This window comes from Vibrio sp. JZG120 (assembly GCF_053890955.1).
The window spans coordinates 243735-264068 of record NZ_JBSRRK010000008.1 but is presented as its reverse complement, the minus strand read 5'-3'; the positions used below and the strand labels follow the sequence as shown (position 1 = coordinate 264068).

At 46.1% G+C, this 20334-nt stretch carries 15 protein-coding genes; 5 read left to right on the top strand and 10 right to left on the bottom strand.

Features of this window, described 5'->3' with window-relative positions; all coding sequences use genetic code 11:
• Positions 1 to 31: 31 nt before the first annotated feature.
• The 5 genes from ACWPOD_RS17370 (at position 32) to ACWPOD_RS17350 (ending at position 5549) form a co-directional block, all read left to right on the top strand.
• Complete coding sequence (locus ACWPOD_RS17370; protein WP_005396729.1) at positions 32 to 370, top strand: P-II family nitrogen regulator; 339 nt, start codon at positions 32 to 34, stop codon at positions 368 to 370.
• A gap of 27 nt (positions 371 to 397) precedes the next feature.
• Complete coding sequence (locus ACWPOD_RS17365; RefSeq protein ID WP_182032760.1) at positions 398 to 1627, top strand: ammonium transporter; 1230 nt, start codon at positions 398 to 400, stop codon at positions 1625 to 1627.
• Between the two features lie 152 nt (positions 1628 to 1779).
• Positions 1780 to 2793 (top strand): Fe(3+) ABC transporter substrate-binding protein, encoded by a 1014-nt coding sequence (locus tag ACWPOD_RS17360; protein ID WP_456232088.1) that lies wholly within the window; start codon positions 1780 to 1782, stop codon positions 2791 to 2793.
• A gap of 99 nt (positions 2794 to 2892) precedes the next feature.
• Positions 2893 to 4518: an ABC transporter permease gene (locus ACWPOD_RS17355; RefSeq protein WP_005396731.1), complete on the top strand. Its 1626-nt coding sequence runs from the start codon at positions 2893 to 2895 to the stop codon at positions 4516 to 4518.
• Positions 4518 to 5549, top strand: a complete 1032-nt coding sequence (locus ACWPOD_RS17350; protein WP_124008491.1) for an ABC transporter ATP-binding protein — start codon at positions 4518 to 4520, stop codon at positions 5547 to 5549. The genes ACWPOD_RS17355 and ACWPOD_RS17350 overlap by 1 nt, the downstream gene beginning before the upstream one ends.
• 152 nt (positions 5550 to 5701) lie before the next feature.
• Here ACWPOD_RS17350 and ACWPOD_RS17345 read toward each other — a convergent pair whose 3' ends face one another.
• The 10 genes from ACWPOD_RS17345 to ACWPOD_RS17300 form a co-directional block, all read right to left on the bottom strand.
• Positions 5702 to 7114 (bottom strand): phosphoglucomutase/phosphomannomutase family protein, encoded by a 1413-nt coding sequence (locus ACWPOD_RS17345; protein WP_268979407.1) that lies wholly within the window; start codon positions 7112 to 7114, stop codon positions 5702 to 5704.
• A gap of 106 nt (positions 7115 to 7220) precedes the next feature.
• Positions 7221 to 9629, bottom strand: coding sequence for a GH36-type glycosyl hydrolase domain-containing protein (locus ACWPOD_RS17340; RefSeq protein ID WP_456232087.1), 2409 nt, complete (start codon positions 9627 to 9629; stop codon positions 7221 to 7223).
• Positions 9630 to 9713: 84 nt separating this feature from the next.
• Positions 9714 to 11633, bottom strand: coding sequence for a beta-N-acetylhexosaminidase (locus ACWPOD_RS17335; RefSeq protein ID WP_456232086.1), 1920 nt, complete (start codon positions 11631 to 11633; stop codon positions 9714 to 9716).
• 8 nt (positions 11634 to 11641) lie between these two features.
• Entirely contained in the window at positions 11642 to 12532 is an 891-nt protein-coding gene (locus ACWPOD_RS17330) for an N-acetylglucosamine kinase (RefSeq protein ID WP_182019887.1), read from the bottom strand.
• A gap of 2 nt (positions 12533 to 12534) precedes the next feature.
• The gene (locus tag ACWPOD_RS17325) at positions 12535 to 14274 is read right to left on the bottom strand and encodes a glycoside hydrolase family 9 protein (protein ID WP_456232085.1); all 1740 of its coding nucleotides are present in this window, start codon (positions 14272 to 14274) and stop codon (positions 12535 to 12537) included.
• A gap of 62 nt (positions 14275 to 14336) precedes the next feature.
• Positions 14337 to 15332, bottom strand: coding sequence for an ABC transporter ATP-binding protein (locus ACWPOD_RS17320; protein ID WP_005394711.1), 996 nt, complete (start codon positions 15330 to 15332; stop codon positions 14337 to 14339).
• A 48-nt stretch (positions 15333 to 15380) separates the two neighbouring features.
• Entirely contained in the window at positions 15381 to 16364 is a 984-nt protein-coding gene (locus tag ACWPOD_RS17315; protein WP_005394709.1) for an ABC transporter ATP-binding protein, read from the bottom strand.
• Positions 16365 to 16366: 2 nt separating this feature from the next.
• Positions 16367 to 17392, bottom strand: a complete 1026-nt coding sequence (locus tag ACWPOD_RS17310; RefSeq protein WP_005394707.1) for an ABC transporter permease — start codon at positions 17390 to 17392, stop codon at positions 16367 to 16369.
• 2 nt (positions 17393 to 17394) lie between these two features.
• Positions 17395 to 18381, bottom strand: a complete 987-nt coding sequence (locus ACWPOD_RS17305; protein ID WP_005394705.1) for an ABC transporter permease — start codon at positions 18379 to 18381, stop codon at positions 17395 to 17397.
• Positions 18382 to 18551: 170 nt separating this feature from the next.
• The gene (locus ACWPOD_RS17300) at positions 18552 to 20234 is read right to left on the bottom strand and encodes an ABC transporter substrate-binding protein (protein ID WP_456232084.1); all 1683 of its coding nucleotides are present in this window, start codon (positions 20232 to 20234) and stop codon (positions 18552 to 18554) included.
• Positions 20235 to 20334 lie beyond the last annotated feature (100 nt).

Below are 20334 nucleotides of genomic sequence, written 5' to 3'. Positions count from 1 at the left end.
GTTTCAGGGTGAAAGCTTCGGAGAGAATTGAATGAAAATAATCAATGCCATTATTAAGCCGTTTAAATTAGACGATGTGCGAGAAGCATTGGCTAACGTCGGTATCGAAGGGATGACGGTATCAGAAGTTAAAGGGTTTGGTCGTCAAAAAGGCCACACGGAACTGTATCGCGGCGCTGAGTATCAGGTCGATTTCCTACCAAAAGTGAAAATTGAAATCGCTACTCACGCGGATAATGTTGAGCGAGTGGTTGAAGCGATTACAAAAGCTGCGCAAACAGGAAAGATTGGTGACGGTAAAATTTTTGTCTACGACCTGAACCAAGCGGTGCGTATCCGAACGGGCGAAATGGACGCAGAAGCACTTTAAGAATTCAAGGGATTGGAGAAACTTATTATGGAATTAACAACAACAGTAACCGAGTTACGTTACGCACTTGACACCTTTTTCTTCCTCATTTCCGGTGCGTTGGTAATGTGGATGGCAGCTGGTTTTGCGATGCTAGAGGCTGGCCTTGTGCGCTCTAAGAACACAACAGAAATTCTTACGAAGAACATCTGTTTGTACGCAATTGCATGTACGATGTTTCTAATCGTTGGTTACAACATCATGTATGTCGACAACGGAGAAGGAGGCTGGTTACCTTCATTTGGTGCGCTGATTGGTACCCAAGGAGAAGGGGCTGATCACTCTCTAGAGTCTGATTTCTTCTTCCAAGTCGTCTTCGTTGCAACGGCAATGTCTGTCGTTTCTGGTGCGGTGGCTGAACGTATGAAGCTTTGGTCTTTCTTGGTTTTCTCTGCTATTTTGACCGCATTTATCTACCCAATAGAAGGTTATTGGACATGGGGCGGTGGTTTCCTAGCAGAAGCTGGATTTAGCGACTTTGCGGGTTCAGGTATCGTACATATGGCTGGTGCTTCTGCAGCTCTCGCAGGTGTGTTATTGCTTGGTGCTCGTAAAGGTAAATATGGAAAAAACGGTGAAATCTACCCGATTCCAGGTTCAAACATGCCTTTGGCAACATTAGGTACTTTCATCCTTTGGTTTGGTTGGTTTGGGTTTAACGGTGGTTCTCAGTTGATGGTTTCAGACTTTGAGAACGCAACAGCGGTAGGTCAGATCTTCCTAAACACCAACGCAGCAGCTGCTGCAGGTGCTATTGCGGCGCTATTTGTATGTAAAACGACTTGGGGCAAAGCGGATTTAACGATGATTCTCAATGGTGCGCTAGCTGGCTTGGTTGCTATCACCGCAGATCCTCTATCACCATCGCCATTATATGCAGTTGCTATTGGTGCAGTATCTGGCGCGCTAGTCGTATTCAGCATCATTGGCCTAGATAAACTAAAAATTGATGACCCAGTCGGTGCGATTTCAGTGCACGGTGTTTGTGGCTTCTTTGGTTTGATGGTTGTGCCTCTAAGCAACGGCGATGCTACATTCGGTGCACAGCTTTTAGGTGCTGTCGTTATCTTTGCTTGGGTATTTGGTGCTAGCCTAGTGGTGTGGGCTATCTTGAAAGCAACCGTTGGAATTCGCGTCACGGAAGATGAAGAAATGGAAGGTATGGACATGCATGATTGTGGCGTCGGTGCGTACCCAGAATTTGTCACTGTGAAGTAATCAATAGCCTGTAATAAATAGTTACACTCTCAACATATAAAAACCTGCTCCGATGAGCAGGTTTTTTAATATTTGTCATTGTCTTCTTATTGAACATACATATAATAACGCAACTGATAAACGTTATCATTAGCATGGTAAAGGATTAAACAATGAAAAAACTGCTAACTCTTTCAGCATTAACTTGCGCAACCTTAGCTCCAACAGCAATGGCTGCTGAAGAAGTGAACGTCTACTCTTACCGTCAACCTTTCCTAGTTGAACCTATGTTCAACGAGTTCACTAAAGAAACTGGCATCAAAGTAAACGTAAAATTTGCTAAAAAAGGCTTAGCAGAAAAGCTAGCTCAAGAAGGCGAGTACAGCCCAGCTGACGTTATCCTTACGACAGACATCAGTCGTCTAGCTGAACTGACAAACAAAGGTTTAGTTCAGAAAGTAGATAGCAAAATCATTGAAGAAAACGTACCAGCTCAATACCAAGATAAAGAGAATGAGTGGTTTGCCCTAACTCTACGCTCACGTAGTGTTTACTCTTCACGTGATCGCGTAGGTAAACTAGGCGCAGATTTCAACTATGCAGATCTAGCTAAGCCAGAGTTCAAAGGTAAAATTTGTACTCGTAGCGGTAAGCACCCGTACAACGTTTCTCTAGTTTCAGCAATGATTGCTCACAATGGCGAAGCAGAAACCAAAGAGTGGTTGGAAGGCGTGAAAGCAAACCTTGCTCGCAAACCACAAGGCAACGATCGTGCACAAGTTAAAGCGATCAAAGAAGGTCTATGTGATGTTTCTCTAGGTAACAGCTACTACCTAGGTAAAATGGTTAACGACAAAGAGCAAAAAGCTTGGGCAGATGCAGTTTACATCAACTTCCCTAACCAAGAGACTACAGGTACTCACGTAAACATCTCTGGTATGGCGATGGCGAAGTACTCTCCAAACAAAGACAATGCTGTGAAGCTAATGGAATTCCTAACGGGTGACAAAGCGCAGCAGATGTATGCAGAAGTTAACTACGAGTACCCTGTTAAAGAAGGCGTGAAGCGTTCTGGACTTGTGGAATCTTGGGGTGACTTTAAAGCAGACAAGCTTTCTCTAGACGATATTGCAGCCAATCACGAAGCGGCAATTAAGCTATTAGACGAAGTGAAATTTGACCTTTAATTCCTTGTGGGGGTATAACAGTACCCCCATTTGATTAAAGGATATGAGATGTATTTGCAACAGCATTTGTATTTCATACAGCCTTGCAGTAATTAGGCGATGAAAGATAAACACTCTTTATGGAAAACCAGTAGTGGGGTAATAACTCTGTTACTGGTTTTGCCGATCTTAGCGATCTTCTACACCGCAATTGGTGAAACGGATGATTTGTTTGCCCATTTAATGGCGACAGTCATGCCGACTTATATTTTTAACACGGTTGCGCTCACTATTGGCGTAATGGTGTTGTCCTTAATTCTTGGTATACCAAGCGCTTGGATAATGGCCATGTGTAAACTGCCGACCGAAAAATGGTTGCAGTGGGCATTGGTGCTACCTCTTGCGATGCCAGGTTATATCATTGGTTATATTTTTACTGATTGGTTTGATTTTGCAGGACCGATTCAGATCTTTTTGCGTGATGTAACCGGATGGGGACCTGGCGAGTATTGGTTCCCTGATATTCGCACCTTGCCTGGCGCGACCTTTGTGTTGGCTTTAGTGCTGTACCCTTATGTGTATTTGCTGTGTCGAGCTGCATTTATGGAGCAAAATGTCTCTTTGTTGCAAAGCGCGCGTTTGCTCAAATGCTCTCCATGGGAAAGCTTTTGGCGCATCTCGATGCCGTTAGTAAGACCTTCTATCGCAGTGGGGTTATCATTGGTCGCAATGGAGACTATCGGTGACTTTGGTACTGTAAGTTACTTCGCTGTGAATACGTTAACCACAGCGGTCTACGATACTTGGTTGGGGTACTCTAATCTTAATGCTGCAGCCAAGATTTCTGCCATGATGCTCGTCATTGTAGTACTGCTTCTCAGTGCCGAACGCTACAGTCGTCGTAAACAAAAGCTTTTTCAAAGCCAATTTAACAGTCACGAAGATTTTCGTTATGAGTTGACGGGCTGGAAAAAGTGGACCGCGCTGGTTTGGTGTTGGGGCTTGGTTTCGGTCGCGTTTATTTTGCCATTACTACAGCTGATTGATTATGCGATAACTTACTTTGCGCAGAGTTGGACCCCCGAGTTTCGTGAATACGCATGGAATAGTTTGGTCGTGTCGGTTATTGCCGCCATTATTGGTGTTGCTGTCGCACTGATCGTTAACTTTACCCATCGCGTTAATGGCAAGCGCGAAAGCTTGGCATTTATGCGTCTTTCTTCGATGGGGTATGCAGTGCCAGGAACCGTATTAGCGATTGGTGTGATGGTCGCAGTACTGTTTATGGATCACCGCGTCAACGACCTTGCTAAAGCCATGGAGTGGGGAAGACCGGGACTTATTTTTTCTGGCTCCATGTTCGCCCTGGTTTTTGCCATGGTTGTGCGCTTTTCAGCGGTGGCGATTGGTAGTATCGAAAGTAATTTAAATAAAATTTCGCCTTCGTTAGATATGGCGTCTCGCACCATGGGTTGTAAGCCTAATGCCATGCTGTGGCGTGTGCACTTTCCGCTGGTTAAACGTGGTGCACTGATTGCGGCTCTGTTAGTGTTTATCGAGTCGATGAAAGAGCTCAATGCGGCTCTATTACTTCGTCCATTTAACTTTGAAACACTAGCCACATACGTTTATAACTTCGCCTCGGATGAGCATTTAGAATTGGCCGCTTTGCCTGCGGTTCTGTTGGTTCTTGTTGGGTTGATCCCGCTTGTTGTTGTTAACCGTTCACTGGAGCAAAATCACTGATGAGCTGCGCATTATCAATTAAAAACCTGACTTGCCAATATGATGATCAAACCGTACTCGAATCATTGTCTCTTGAGGTGGAACAAGGGCAAATTGTCTGTTTACTAGGTGCAAGTGGTTGCGGAAAAACAACACTATTAAAAGCCGTTGCAGGGCTATTACCATTAACGTCAGGCGAAATGAGCTTAAATTGCGTCACGATTGACGATGGGGAGAACTGGTTGCCACCAGAACAGCGTAATATCGGGATGATTTTCCAAGATTATGCGCTTTTTCCTCACTTGACGGTGGAGCAAAATATTACCTTTGGCTTAAAGCATTACTCGACAAAAGAGAAAAATGGCAAAGTCCAAGAGATGCTCGAGCTCGTGCATTTGCAAGGCTATGGCGATCGTTATCCTCATCAATTGTCTGGTGGACAGCAGCAGCGTGTTGCGATTGCTCGCTCATTAGCTTACAGCCCAGACTTATTGTTGCTGGATGAGCCGTTCTCTAATATTGATACGCAAGTTCGCCATGAGCTGATAAGTGAGATCCGTAAGATTTTTAAGGCGCAAGGCGTGACTGCCATTTTTGTTACGCATAGCCGTGAAGAGGCTTTTGCCTTCGCGGATAAAATGGCAGTGATGAACAATGGTGTTATCGAGCAGTATGGTACGGCATCTGAGCTTTACTACCAGCCTTCAAGTAAGTTTGTTGCGGATTTCTTAGGTGGTGGTAGCTATCTTGCCGCTAAACGAGTTTCGGATTCAGAATATGAAACCCACTTGGGTGTGGTTGAAGCCACAGCCCAACAAGAGATCCCAGTGCAGTCTGAATGCTCTTTGTTGCTAAGGCCGCAACATGTGCAAATTCAATCCGATGAAGAGAGCTCAGTAACGGTGCTGGAGCAGCACTTTATGGGCGACCATTGCCGTTACGTGATTGATGCGAATGGCGACCGTTTGTTGGCTACTGCATCGCAGGCATTAAATATTGGTGAGTCTGTTGCTGTGAAAATTGAAACGCAGGGCGTGCTGGCATTCGCATAACGTTACTGGGTACCTTTACTACTTCTCTTATTCCTTCCTACACACAATAAAAAAGCCCGGCAGTAATGCCGGGCAAGTATTCTCCCCCTTAGCGACAGCTTGAATTACATGACAAGCGTAGCCGAAGTGCTCCGAAGCGGGCACAAGGTCAGTTATAAAGATAAGAAGTCTTTAAACTGTTGAAGAACACGTTCCGCAGTGTCCTTATCTTGCATTTCTGCAAAAATACGTAGTAATGGCTCAGTACCAGAGAAGCGGGCGATGATCCAACCGCCGTTCTTGAAGTAGACTTTCGCACCATCTTCATAGCTGACTTTTTCGATTTCAAACTCAAACTCAGGCAACTGCTTTTCAATATAAATTTTGTTGAACAGTACCTCTTTTTGCGCCGGTTTGAACTTGCAATCACCTTCTGCCATGTAGGCATAGCCGTACTTACCGTAGATTTCATCTAGCAACTCAGACAGCTTCTTGCCGGTTACTGAAATCATTTCAACTAACAAGCTAGACGCGAAGACGCCATCTTTACCTTTGATGTGGCCGCGAATGGTTAGGCCGCCAGAGCTTTCCCCACCAATCAGTGAGTCATCCGCTTCCATTTGAGAACTGATGTGCTTAAAGCCTACTGGTACCTCAAAGCATTTTTCACCGTGGTCTTCAGCAATTTTATCGAGAAGATGAGTCGTCGCGATGTTACGTACCACGGAACCTGTCCAACCTTTGTACTCCAATAAGTAATAATAAAGTAGAATCAGGACTTCATTCGGATGAATGAAGTTACCTTTTTCGTCAATAATACCAAGACGGTCCGCATCGCCATCGGTACCGATGCCAATATCGTAACCTTGCTCTTTTACTAGGTGCATCAAACGGTAGAGTGTTGCAGCACTTGGCGAAGGCATTAACCCACCGAAGTCTGGGTTTTTTCCATCGTTAATCACATCAACGTCACAGCGGCCGTTGATTAATACGGTTTGCAGCGCATTTTTTGCGACACCGAACATCGGGTCAATCAAAACGCGTAGGTTGGCTTTTTTGATCGACTCGATATCAATAAAGTTAATGATCGAATCTACGAATTCGTTCATCGGGTTGATAATTTGAATCAGCTTATCTTCAACCGCTTGTTCAAAATCGACACTTTTTACATCTTGTGCAGTGAGCGTATTGATTTGTGATTCGATTTTCTGGGTGATGATTTCATCTGCATCACGACCGCCTTCAATGAAGACTTTAATGCCGTTGTAATCGGCCGGGTTGTGCGATGCCGTAATACATGCCGAGTAAGCGCAGCCCATTTCCTTCGCTTTAAACATTACGATAGGCGTTGGAACAAACTTATCGATAAAGCTAACGACGATGCCGTTTGCTGCTAAAACTTCGGCAAACCAACGGCCAGCTTTGTCAGACAGAAAGCGTCGGTCATAGCCAATGACAAAGCCGCGATCAGCAACAGATTCGTTATTCGTAATGTTTGCAACTGCTTGAGCAACCAAACGAACATTATCTTTAGTGAATTCTTCACCGATGAATGCGCGCCAGCCGCCTGTACCAAATTTGATCATGATTCGAACCTCAATAAGGGCGGCAAGGCGCCGCGCCTTAAAATTTTGCTAGCGAACCCAATGCACAAGCTAAATAGCAAAAGTGCATTGGGACGTTTTGAAGCGATTAACCTAGTGTTACGATCACTTCGTTGACGGAACCTTCCGCTTGAACTGGTACAGATGCACCATTTACTGCTTCACCGTTCACAGTAATTGACTTAACGCCTTTGCTTACTGAATCAGGGTTCACCACTTTTATGTTGTACGTTGCACCTAGCCATTGACGAGTCACTTCGAAACCAGGCCAGTTAGTTGGGATACATGGATCGATAGTCAGGCCATCGAAGCCTGTACGCACACCAAGGATAAAGTTGGTAACAGCGAAGTAAGCCCAGCCAGATGTACCTGTTAACCATGGGTGGTTTGCACGACCGTGGTCTTGGTGGTCACGACCCATAATGAACTGAACGTATGAGTATGGTTCTGCAATACGTTTTTCGATGATGTCGTTCTGGTTGTATGGGTTTAGTGCATCGTAGAATTTCATTGCACGGTCACCACGACCCAGTTTCGCTTCAGCTACCCAAGCCCATGGGTTTGGATGCGAGAAGATTGCACCGTTCTCTTTTACGCCTTGGTAAACGCGAGTTACGAAGCCGATATCATCATTCGGTGTTGCAAAAGATGGTGAGTTTAGGTGAAGGCCGTATTCAGAGAAGAGGTTCTCGTCGACTGCGTCCATCGCTTTTTCGCCGCGCTCTTGAGATACCGCACCAGAAAGTACCGCAAGCGTGTTTGACTCTAGGTGTACTCGACCTTCTGCTTGTTGTGCAGTACCGATCTTGTCGCCATTTTTCGTCAGACCACGGATGTACCAACCGCCTTCGTCGTCCCAAAGGTGTGTTTCACACGCTTCACGCACGTTTGCTGCCATTTCCGTGTATTTTTCAACGTCGGCTTCTTTACCTAGGTATTTCGCTAGGTCGATGAACTCTTGCAGTGCCCAGAAGTGTAGGAACGACACCATTGAAGATTCACCACCTCCTAGGTTTAGACAGTCGTTCCAGTCTGCACGTAGACCTTTACAGATGCCCGTTTGACCCACGTATTCAGCTGAGAAGTCTAGCGCAGCTTTCATGTGGTCATACACGGTTGCATCACCGCCATCCGCGTAAGGAATCACTTCGTCGAAGAAGCTGTGCTCACCGGTTTCCATCACGTATTTACAGATGGTTGGTACTAGCCATAGGTGATCATCAGAGCAAGTGTCTTCAATACCGTGGATCTTATCTTCATCGGACGGAGTAGGAACAACTGTTGGAGACTTAGATGGTTTAACATCTGCTTTTTCAGGATCGAACCAATCAGGATCGAATAGGTGTAGGCCGTAACCCGCTTTTACTTGACCACGCAGTAGATCAACGATGCGCTTACGAGTCATTTTCGGGTTCGCGTGAGGAACGGAAATTGCGTCTTGCGCCGTATCGCGGTAACCAAGGCCAGTACGGCCACCGACTTCGATGAACGAAGCAAAGCGAGACCAAACCACACACGTTTCTGCTTGGTACAGCGTCCAAGCGTTGATCATCGTGTCTAGGCCTTCGTTTGGCGATTTCACTTGGAACTTGCCACAACGCTCATCCCAGTGTGCTTTGATACCAGCAAATGCATTGTCTACTTCAGCCAGGTCTTGGTATTTAGTGCGCAGACGTTCACCGTTGCCTTTACCGATACCTAGAATGTAAGCAAAACGAACTTCTTCACCTGGTTGGATAGTAAACTGCTTGTGCAGAGAGCCACAGTGGTTGTAACACGTTTGCGCGGTGTTAAAACACTTACCTTGCTCTACTGCTAGTGGGTTTGCTTCGTCGCGGTATAGACCTAGGAAGCTATCACGTTGACCGTCGTACGAATCTGGGTCAAACGTTGACGCTAGGTAGTAGAAGCCTTCGAAATCGTTCGTGTTGTAGTACAGGTCGTATTCAATCATGCCTTCGTTGTATGACGTACCCGCAGAGTAGAGAGACATCTGGTGGTTTTGGTTATCAGATTGAATGTGGCTGAATGAGAACTCAACAAATGAGAATGCGCTGATCGTACGCGGTTTGTCAGAGGTGTTCTTGATGACCACATCCCAAATTTCCGCGTCTTCGCCTTTTGGTACAAAGAGCGTTTTGGTTGCGCTAATACCGCTGTATTCACACTTGAATTTAGAGTACGATAAACCATGACGAACTTCGTAGTTCGCTTCGTCTAGGCTTTTCGCAACTGGTTGCCAAGAGATTGACCAGTAATCACCCGTCTCATCATCACGTAGGTAAACGTAGTGTCCTGGGCGATCGAATGTCGCGTTTGGACGGAATTTAGTAACACGGTTGTATTCTGGAGAGTTGTAGAACGAGTAGCCACCCGCGTTGTGCGAGATAACGGTACAGAATTTTTCTGTACCTAGGTAGTTGGTCCAAGGAGCAGGTACATCAGGGCGAGTAATGACGTATTCACGATTCTCGTTATCGAAATAGCCGTATTTCATTTGTGTATTTCCTTTTTACAAAGCTGCATCTGCAGCCAAAATTTAAAAACTCTTCAAGCGTGATGCTTCTACATCAGCTCTGTATTACTTCCACGGTTTACGGTAATTCACTCCCTGCAAATCAAGCAGAGGTAGGTGTCCTTTCAAACGTGATAAATAGTCGGTCCAATCTCGGTGTTGTTTGTCTGTCCAGCATGCTTCTGCCATTGCGGTTAAGCGCGGGAAGACCATGTAGTCCATACGAGACTGGTTGTTAATGATTTCGCACCACAATGCTGTTTGAATGCCCCAAATGCGTTTACGTATTGGATCGTCGGCTGGCACTTCAGCGAGTGGTTCATAGTTGTAAGCTTTTTCTAGCGGCAACGGGTTAGCCCAATCCACGCCCGGTTCTTCTGGTGCGTAGTCTTGTGTCATATCTAGGTAGGTGGTTTGTGCTGGTTGTAGCACCACATCGAAACCTTGGCGCGCGCAGTTCAAGGCCGCCTCTTCGCTTAACCACGAATAGATCACTGTGTCTTTGCTGACTTTGTCGCCATGCTGTGCTTCTTCCCAGCCCAGCATGCGCTTGCCAAGTTTGCGTAGTTTGTCTTCGGCATGACGCAAGAAGTGCCCTTGTAACTCTTTGTAGTCGCTGTAACCTTGTTGCTCCATTAGTGCTTGGCACGCAGGGCTTTTTGACCAAACCCCGTTAGGTACTTCATCCGCACCGATATGAACATAAGGCGCAGGGAACAACGCGGAGACTTCTTCCAACACTTTGTCGATAAACTCATAGCTACCCGGAAGAGCAGGGTTAATGACGTTGTCGTTGTAATGCTGAATACTGCGGTATTCGGTGGTGTCTTCTGCTTCAACCAATAGGTGTGGTAACGACTTGATGGCAGCACGGCAGTGGCCTGGTACATCGATTTCAGGGATTACAGTGATGCCTCGTTTAGAAGCAAAGGCAACCACGTCTTTGATGTCTTCTTGAGTGTAAAAACCGCCGTAACGCTCAGCAAGGTGCGTGTACTGTGGCTCATTGGTTTCATCCAACCCACGCCATGCGCCAATATCGGTTAGTTGAGGCAATGATTTGATCTCAATTCGCCAACCTTCATCATCGGTAAGGTGCCAATGGAATGTATTGAACTTGTAGTGAGCCAACTGGTTGATCAAACGTTTGACTTGCTCAACGGAGTGAAAATGGCGAGCACAATCTAGCATCATACCGCGGTAACGAAAACGTGGTCGGTCTTTGATTGAACAGCAAACCACTTCCATGGAATTCGGTTGATCGCCGACTTTGATCAGTTGCAATAACGTTGCACAAGCATGGGTAAAGCCAGACGAAGATCCTGCTTCAATTTTGATCGACTCTTCTGCTGCCTTCAGTTTGTAAGCGCCTTCATCCAAGGTTGGGTTGCCTTTGAAGATGATCTGACTGCCATTGTCTGATGTGAACTCAAATTGATGAATGCGCTTAAGCTCTTCAAGTAACCACTCTTTAGCTGAATTGGCTAGGTTTGAATAAACTGCAACGCCAGCTTGATGATTAAAGCTAAAGCAATGATCGCTGACTTCTATATGGTTTGGTTTTGGCAATAAAGGCTGCGCATGCGTCAAGCTGGAAGGGATCTCACTACGTTCACGGTACGGTGAAGCCAATACGATCGGCGTGACATCGACTTGAGCTCGCTGAAGGTTGCCGTTGACTTCAAAGTTGACCAAGGCTTCATTGAATCCATCAGAATAGTAACGGAATGGGTTCGAACCAATACTGAACTCGCAGTAAAAATGATGGTTAGCTGCCAGCACCAACCCTTCTGGTTTGAGAGTGCAATAGCTGCCAATTTGCTTGAGCTGACCATTCGAAATACTATCCGGCAGAATGTAGCGATCAAAAGCAAAAATCAGGCTCCAATTGTGGAGATCTTGATCGCTTAAATTATGAAACGTCAGTCCAAAACGGCAGTTTTGCTTTTGCTCTGATAGGACGACGAGATCAACACGATATTCCATATCTACTCCTACGCCGCATTGAGCGAGTAAAGGTTGTGTTCAGGCTTACCTGCAAACATAATTGCGCCTTCAATCGCGTCAAACTGTGGTTCAACAACCCATTGCTGAACGGGTGGCGAAAGCCAACGTAAAATACGTTCAGCAATGCTGCCCATTAAACAAATACGCGTTGCGCCGCGCTTGTTTAATGCCACGAGAAACATTTCTATATCAGCTGCAGTTTGCTTCAGCATCTCAATTGCCAGTGCATCACCTTGTTCTGCATGTTGGAAAATTGCAGGAGAAAACTGCCCATAATCACGAGGAAGCGCTTGTTTAGACCAAGCCACCACGTTATCAACGTCATTTTCGAAATGCGCCATGACGTGTTGTGCTAGAGGCGTTTTCTCTCTGATGCCATCTTCTGCTAACAAAACTTGTTGAACTAGGTGAAGCCCCATCACTGCGCCGCCACCTTGATCCGAAATAGGGAATTCACGACCACCGACAACGTGCTGCTCCAATCCTTTAAGATAGATGCCACAAGAGCCCGTTCCTGCGATCATGATTGCGCCATCTTCGCCATTGTGTGCACCAACGCACGCGCCGTAAGCATCAGTATTAAGAGTCATACTGGCAAACGGATGAGGAAGAGACATGAAGGCTTGCCAAGATGCTTTGTGCTCAGCACCTGCAAGGGCTAAGCCGACATGCATCGATGCGAAATCTTGTTGTGTCAGGCCGCCTTGCTCGGCAGCCGAAGTGATGGATTCAAGAATCGAAGCCATTGCTATTTCAGCACCTAGCATGATGTTGGCACTGCCGCTTTTGGCCTCGCCAAGAAAATTACCTTGTGAATCTTTAATCCTGGCCCGACATGACGTGCCGCCACCATCGATACCTACAAAATACATCCCCATGATTATTGTTCCTTAATATTTTTAGAGGTTGCCAACTGAGAAATATGCTGAGCTTGACTCATTATCGCGAGTAAGTACCAAGCGCCATGCGGGATCCATTGTTCGCCCCAGCGCCAGTTTTGTAACATGTCGTCTTTTTGTGCTGGTGGGTTAAATGCGATGTCTTCCTCGTCTTCAAAGCCGCCAGTGATTCCGTTACACACACCGCCTTTAGCATTGAAGAAACCATATTTAGGAAGGTAATCAGGGTTGTTACGACCGTGGCCGTCAAGCATGCACATGTCATATGGGTTTAAGCCTACAATCCAGTTCAATGCATCTTGAGCAAACACGGAAAGTTGTTGCTGTATTTCTTGCGACGTTATATGCGGTTGAGCGAGATACGCCATGGTCGCGAGTGAGCCCAATCGAGCATTCTCGCCTTGCCACCAATAGCCGGATTCATTGTTGTGTGCGACAAAAAATGCATCGCGTTTTGACTCATTTACGCCTTTAACATATTGGCGAGGGTAACCGAATGGGTTGGTCACTTTATTCGATATATTGATCTCAAACTCGCACGCTCGGTTAACGATGCGTTTTACCGATTCTGTCTGTACGGAGTCGTCTTCAATTGCTAGGTATTCGCATAGGGCAATAACGGGTAGACCTGCTTCGGCAGCGTGAAAGTATGGACGACTGCCGTCTTGGTTTGCTGACCAAAAGTGTTGAATCTGCTCGTCGCTCATTTGGCGGGCAACTAAGCGCTGTGCCCATAAACGGCTCTCTTCCAAGTAGCGAGTTTCTTTGGTGGCTTTAAACAGTTCTACACTAGCTAGTAGCGCACAGTATTCGTCGATAATGTTTTCTTCACCATCATTGAGGTACTGCGTATTGTGCTCTTTTAAGTGCCAGTAACCATTTTCAGCAGCGTTGCGGTATTTTTGTTGATCGTATTCGCCGTGAACACCTAAACGCGACGCCGCGGCCAGCGCTGCGATGGTTACACCGCCGCCTTGTCGAAAGCCTGCTTGGTAGTCGTCAAATTTGTGACCAAGTTGCGTTTCGTAGGCACAGATTTCTCGTTGCGCAGTATCTTTGCTCCACTTATCAAAGACCGTCATGTAGAAGAAGCCTTTTTCGTTTTGCATACGAACAAGGAAGTCTGCACCGAACAGGGCTTCTTCAATAAGACGTGTACGTGTGAAGGCTGCAATGTCTTCGCTTCCTTCAAGCAATGAAAGCCCTTTTAGGATGTTCCAAACCACCATTGGGGTTTGTTGAGGGTTCAAATAATTAGCGTATGAAAGATGACTTAAATATTTGCTAACGTCTCCAGATGCGTCGTACCAGCCTCCGTGTACATCAACCGTTTGGTTGGCGTTGAGCACTGGAACTTGTCGATCTTGTTGATCGAAAATTCCACCACAACGTTGTGATTTGAAGTAGTGGATCACATCCGACAAAGTTTGATCCAACAGAATATGTTCGCCAATGGTGAAAGAGGAAGAGCGCGTATCTTCCACTTGCAGGAAATAGTCGCCTGAATCTGTGAAAGATGAAAAGTCGATGAGGTAGAAATAGCCCTGATGCCAGTTCGCCACTTTACCTTGTTCTTCAACCGCAAAAGTTGCCACGGTTTGCTCGCTAGTGGCACAAATCAATTGAGCAGTGTAAGAAGACAAGTGTGGTTGTTCGGTCTGGACAATGGCTTTCTTTGGGCCCAGATGTTCATAACCAATGTGGTTAGTCAGTAGCAGCATTCAATGTCTCCGGGAAACGATAAAACAGGAATGGGTCAGGCTGAACCTGACCCTCGTTATAATTAATCTTCAAATAAGTAACAGCGAACAAAGTGGTTCTCAGAAAGCTGAGTGACGCCTGGTAGTCGTTCGCGACATTTATCGGTTGCGTGTACGCAGCGTCCTGCAAATGGGCAGCCGACTGAATCCGGTGTCCAAAGTGGGATTTCCCCTTTGTTGCCTTTCAGCTTCTCGTGAATAGACTTCGATGGATCAGGCACAGCAGATACCAACAGTTGCGTATATGGGTGTTGAGGATCGTGAATGATTTCCTCAGTATCCCCCCATTCAACCATGTGACCTACGTACATAACCGCGAGATCTTCAGCAATGTAACGCGCCGTTGCGATGTCGTGAGTGATGTAAAGCAGAGACATTTGTTTCTCGAACTTCATCTCTTCCATCAAGTTAAGAACACCAGCACGAATTGACACGTCCAGCATTGATGTTGGCTCATCTGCCAATACCACTTCTGCACCTACAGCGATATTACGAGCTAGGTTTACACGTTGACGCTGGCCGCCAGACAGCTGATGTGGGAACTTTTGCGCGGTTTCTTTTGGCGGAATCAGACCAACTTGTTCTAGTAGGTCATACACACGCTCTTCCAGTTCCTTTTTGTTGCCTGGTGCAATCTTTTTATGGATTAGCAACGGGCGAGCAATGTGGTGAAAGATATTGTGTGTAGGGTTTAGTGAGCCAAATGGGTCCTGCCATACCATTTGTACGCCTTCACGGTATGTCATCAAGTCATGTCGAGAGGTAATATCTTGGATATCACGACCTCTGTATTCGATTACACCCTCGGTAGGTGCGTACATTTTTGCAATCATTTTAGCGGTAGTAGATTTACCAGAGCCTGATTCACCTACTACTGACAAACCGCGGCTCTTGTACATCTTGAATGACACGTCGTTGATCGCGCGCATTTTTGACTGCTTGATTGAGTTACTATTTAACGGGAAGTCCTTAACGACATGTTTACCCTCAATCAGCAGTTCGCCGAGTTGTTTGCTCATAATTCTCTCCAGTGTAATTTTGTTCTTAGCTAGCGTTATTTTTTGTTGTTAAACCTTAGCTTGAGCAATCGTGTCGCCGTATAAGTGGCAATTTGAAAAACGACCAGGTTCAATTTGACGCAGCTGAGTTGGTACTCGTGTACAAGCTTCGTGGACGCGGTCGCAGCGGGCTTGGAAGCGGCAGCCTTGAGGAATCTCTAATAGGTTCAAAGGGTTGCCTGGAATACCAGTTAATTTGGTTTTAGGACCAGTTAGTGGAGGGAAAGAGCTACCCAAACCTTTAGTGTAAGGGTGGTAAGGACTTTCCAGAATTTGCTTAGAAGGGGCGACTTCAATTAACTCACCGGAGTACATAATGCCGATTCGATCCGAGAACTCGACCATGAGTGACAAGTCGTGGGTAATGAAAAGGATCGAGAAGCCGAACTCTTCTTTTAGTGCATAGATCTTTTGTAGGATTTCACGCTGAACCACAACATCGAGTGCCGTCGTTGGCTCATCCATGATGATCATTTTTGGATTGAGAGCCAGAGCAATCGCAATGACTAAGCGCTGGCGCATACCACCAGAAAATTGGTGTGGGTAGTCATTCAAGCGGCTTGGGTGAATATCAACGATTTCCAACAATCCTTCGGCGCGCTTTTTCGCTTGTTCACGTGTCATGTTGGTGTGGCGCATGATGACATCGCAAAACTGCTCTTCCATCGTAAGCACCGGATTTAATGCGTTCATTGCACTTTGGAACACCATCGACATCTCGCTCCAGCGGAATGATTGCATACGTTCATCGCTGTACTTAATGATGTCTTCACCGTTGAAGATGACCTCACCACCAGTGATGAATGCTGGCGGCTTATGAAGACGCATGAGCGAGAAAGCAACTGTGGATTTACCACAGCCAGATTCACCAGCCAGGCCAAAGACTTCACCAGGCGCAATGTCAAAGCTAACGTTGTTACAGGCGCGGACATCGCCCGCATCTGTGATGTAATCTACGCATAGGTTACGGATAGAAATTAGTGGTGCAGTCATGATTATTTATCTCCGCTCCATAGTGCATTTTGTGGTGCCATTTCAGGCGCGCGCTCTTTCTTGTCTTTCTCTGCCAGTTTCTTCCAGCGTTTCATGCCTTTGTGAGAACGAAGCTGTGGGTTAGCAATTTCATCAACGGCAAAGTTAAGTAGAGCAAGACCAGTCACCAAAAGAGTTAAGGCGATACAAGGTGCTAATACTTCCCACCATGCGCCAATCAACATTGCTGATGAGGTTTGCACGTTGTAAAGCATGATGCCCCAACTGATGGTGTTGGCATCGCCCAGGCCCAAGAACGAGATTACAGCCTCAGTATTGATAGCGAGCATTACTGAGCCGATGAAGCTTGCACCGACAATCGGGATTAGGTTTGGTAAAATTTCAACGAAGATGATGCGGAATGAAGACTCGCCCAATACTTCAGCGGCTTTCACAAACTCTTTCTCGCGCAGAGCCATGGTTTGAGAACGGACAACACGTGCGCCCCACGCCCAAGAGGTACCAGCGATAATCAAGGCAATGGTGAGTGGACCTGCTTCGCCAATAAAGGCTGCCAGTACAAAGAGCAATGGGTATTGAGGGATTACCAGCATGATGTTCATCGCTGCACTCAATATGTCATCCACTTTGCCGCCGAAGTAACCTGCCGAGATACCAATGACCGTTGCTAGGAAACATACGATGATGCCAGCACCAAAGCCGACACCCAGCGATACGCGAGCACCGTAAGCCACTTGTGACCAAATATCACGACCCATACGTGAAGTCCCCAGAACGTGATCAGCCTTTTTCGACATAATCAGCGTACGACGATCATCTGCTAGATTTTTAGCTACCCAGCCATCAGGATTATTTTGCGCTTGTTTTACGACAAAGCTAGGGTATTCGTGTGGATTACCGGTTCGCTTGTCTGGCGCATGTTTCGTAAGTAAAGGAGCTGCGATCGCAACGAATACGAATACGGTAACAATACCAAGACCGATTCGAGCGAATGAGTTACCTAAAATAAGTTTGAATAGTTCTTTCATGATTATTTGCCTCCCGTACGTAGGCGAGGGTCTAGAATCATGTACAGCATGTCAGCCATTAAGTTGAAGCACAGCATGAACATCGTCATGATAATTAACTGACCTTGAAGTACTTGGTAGTCACGAGCGTGAATTGCGTTAAGTAGCACGGTGCCTAAACCTGGGTAGTTGAAAATCATCTCGATGATCAATTGACCACCAATGGCCATACCCAAAGACATAGATAGCGCGGTTACACTTGGAAGTAGCGCGTTACGTGCGGCGTAATTGAAGACGACACGGTTCTCGCTCAGCCCTTTGCCTTTCGCCATCGTGATGTAGTCTTCGGCGAGAAGGTTGATCATGTTGTTACGCATATTGACGAGGAAGCCGCCGATCTGAACGATGGTTGCACAGAATAGAGGCAGTACTGCGTGGTAACCCACGTTTTTGATGAACTCCCAGCTTGACCAATCAGGGATAGTACCTGGCGTGTAAGCATAGCCAGATGGGAACCATTTTAGGCCAATCGCAAAGGTAAACAGCGCTAACATTGCGATAACCATCTGTGGGATAGCTTGAATGATCAATGTACCAGGCGTTACGAATGCATCGTACTTACTACCACGCTTCCATGCGGCAAAAATGCCGAGTACAGAAGCGATTGAGAAAGAAAGTACAACCGCAGTACCAGCTAGGAAGAGAGACCAGCCAAATGCACTACCTAGTAAAGAGTTAACTGAAAGAGGGTAGAACTGGATTGATGTACCTAGCTCCCAACTTAGAATGTTTTTAATGTACGAAAAGTACTGAATGTAAATCGGCCCATCAACGAAACCGAGCAGTTCTTTCATTGCTGCGATTCGTTCTGGTGTCACCTGTACAGAAGCGTTAGCAAACATCATGGTAACTGGGTCACCAGGCATTGCTCGCGGAATAATAAAGTTTAACGTCGCTGCAACTAAGAGCGCGACAAGATAGAACGACAAACGTCTTAAAAAATAACCCATAACTCACACCTTACTCACCCAGATTTTTTCCCTGTTTCTGGTTTCAGGTCGCTCTTAGCGAAATTTAGAGCGAAAAATCCCCTGACGACGAGCGCCACATCTTGGTTTCGTTAACAAGGGATTTTTATAGGCGGCACACGGGATGTATGCCGCTTGAAATGAACTTCTACTTATTTAACTGGTTTTAGGTCCAGTACGTGAAGTAGACGCTCTGGGATACCAGCCCAAATGTTTGGACGGCCCTTAGGATTTTCTTCGTTCCACCAACCAGTGAAGCGAGTTGTGTTGTATTGATACATGTACGCGCCAGATAGCACAGGAATGGTTACTTGGTCCTGAGCAATGATCTTCTGGATACCATGAGCGATTTCTAGCTGTTCTTGCTTATCAGCGGTTTTGTAGAAGCTGTTAAGAAGACCGTCTAACTTATCGTTCTTGTAGAAGTGCATTGCAAAGCGAGGCATACCGTCACCAGACTGTAGCTTCGAGTTGTAGCCGCTGTCCCAGTACAAGTGTGGATCCGCACCGTGGAAGTAGTTGGTGTAAGCAACGTCGTATGTACCTTCTAGCATTGCTTGGTTGTATACCGAGAAATCTGGAGTACGAGCACGTGCTTTGATGCCTACTTCTGCTAGTTGCTCAACAGCTAGTTGTACAGTGTTGTTAAAGTCAGTCCAACCGTTTGGCGATTGAATGAGAAGCTCGAAAGACTTGCCTGATGGTGTATCTACAAAGCCATCTTTGTTTACATCTTTGAAGCCTGCTTTAGCAAGAAGCTTTTTCGCACCTTCGGCGTTGTATGTGTTGTAACCTTTGTACTTGTTGTGCGTCTCTTCGTCAGACCAAGCTTCGAATGCGTAGCCTAGACCTGAAGCGAAGTCATTTACTGTACCGCCACCGTAGAATGCAATGTCGATAATCGTTTGACGGTCTAGCGCCATAGAGAACGCACGACGGAAGTCAACGTTAGTAAGTGCTTCGTTTTTCGCCGCGTCTGGGTTTTTGAAGTTCACTACAAACGCTTGAGTACCCGCTGGTGGGTACCAGTAGTGGTGATTCGGACTTGCTGCAGCGTAAGTGCGGTCGATGTCTGGTACGAATGAAGACGTCCAGTCCATTTCGCCGTTAACGATTTTGCCCAAGAATTGGTCGTTGTTAGCGATTTGTGGCACTCGTAGACAGTCTACATCTAGGTTATCAGCATCCCAGTAATTCGGGTTCTCACACTGAATGTATAGTTGCGGTGTAAAAGTGTCGATTTCGGTAAATGGACCACTACCTACAGGATTTTCGTTTGTGAATGTTGCTGGATCTTTCACTTTGCTCCATACGTGCTTAGGTACAACTGGTACTTTCGCAATTTCGTAAGGAACGTTTGAGTTTGCTTCGCTTAGACGGAATTTAACTTTGTAGTCGTTAACTTTCTCTACGCCAGTAACCCAAGAGTTGATACCAGATTGGTCTAGCTCTGGCTTCTCTTTAACTAGGTTGAAAGAATAAACTACGTCATCAGCGGTAAACGCTTTGCCGTCAGACCATTGTACGCCCTTACGAATATCGAAAGTCACGCTCATTAGGTCATCAGCCATGGTAAAGTTTTCTGCTAGACGAAATACTGGCGTGTTACCGTGCATTTCGTTAAAAACAACGAGCGGCTCGTAAATAAAGTCGGTTGTTGTGTGCAGGTTAGTTGCACCCAAGAAAGGGTTAAAGTTACGAACGAAAGTTGTAAACTCTTTAGGGTGGATAGTCAGTTCACTGCGTTCAGCCGCAGTAGCTACCGATGCAAAACCTGTAGTAGCCGTTGCAATAATTGCTGTTGCTAGTGCTGTTTTTTTAATATTGGCAAGCATAGCTGTTCCTTACTATTTGCTTTCATTTCACTAAATGGAATTGAATGTCATCAATTGATAAACACTCTCCAAGACCTACCTCTTGTTTATGCATTACTCA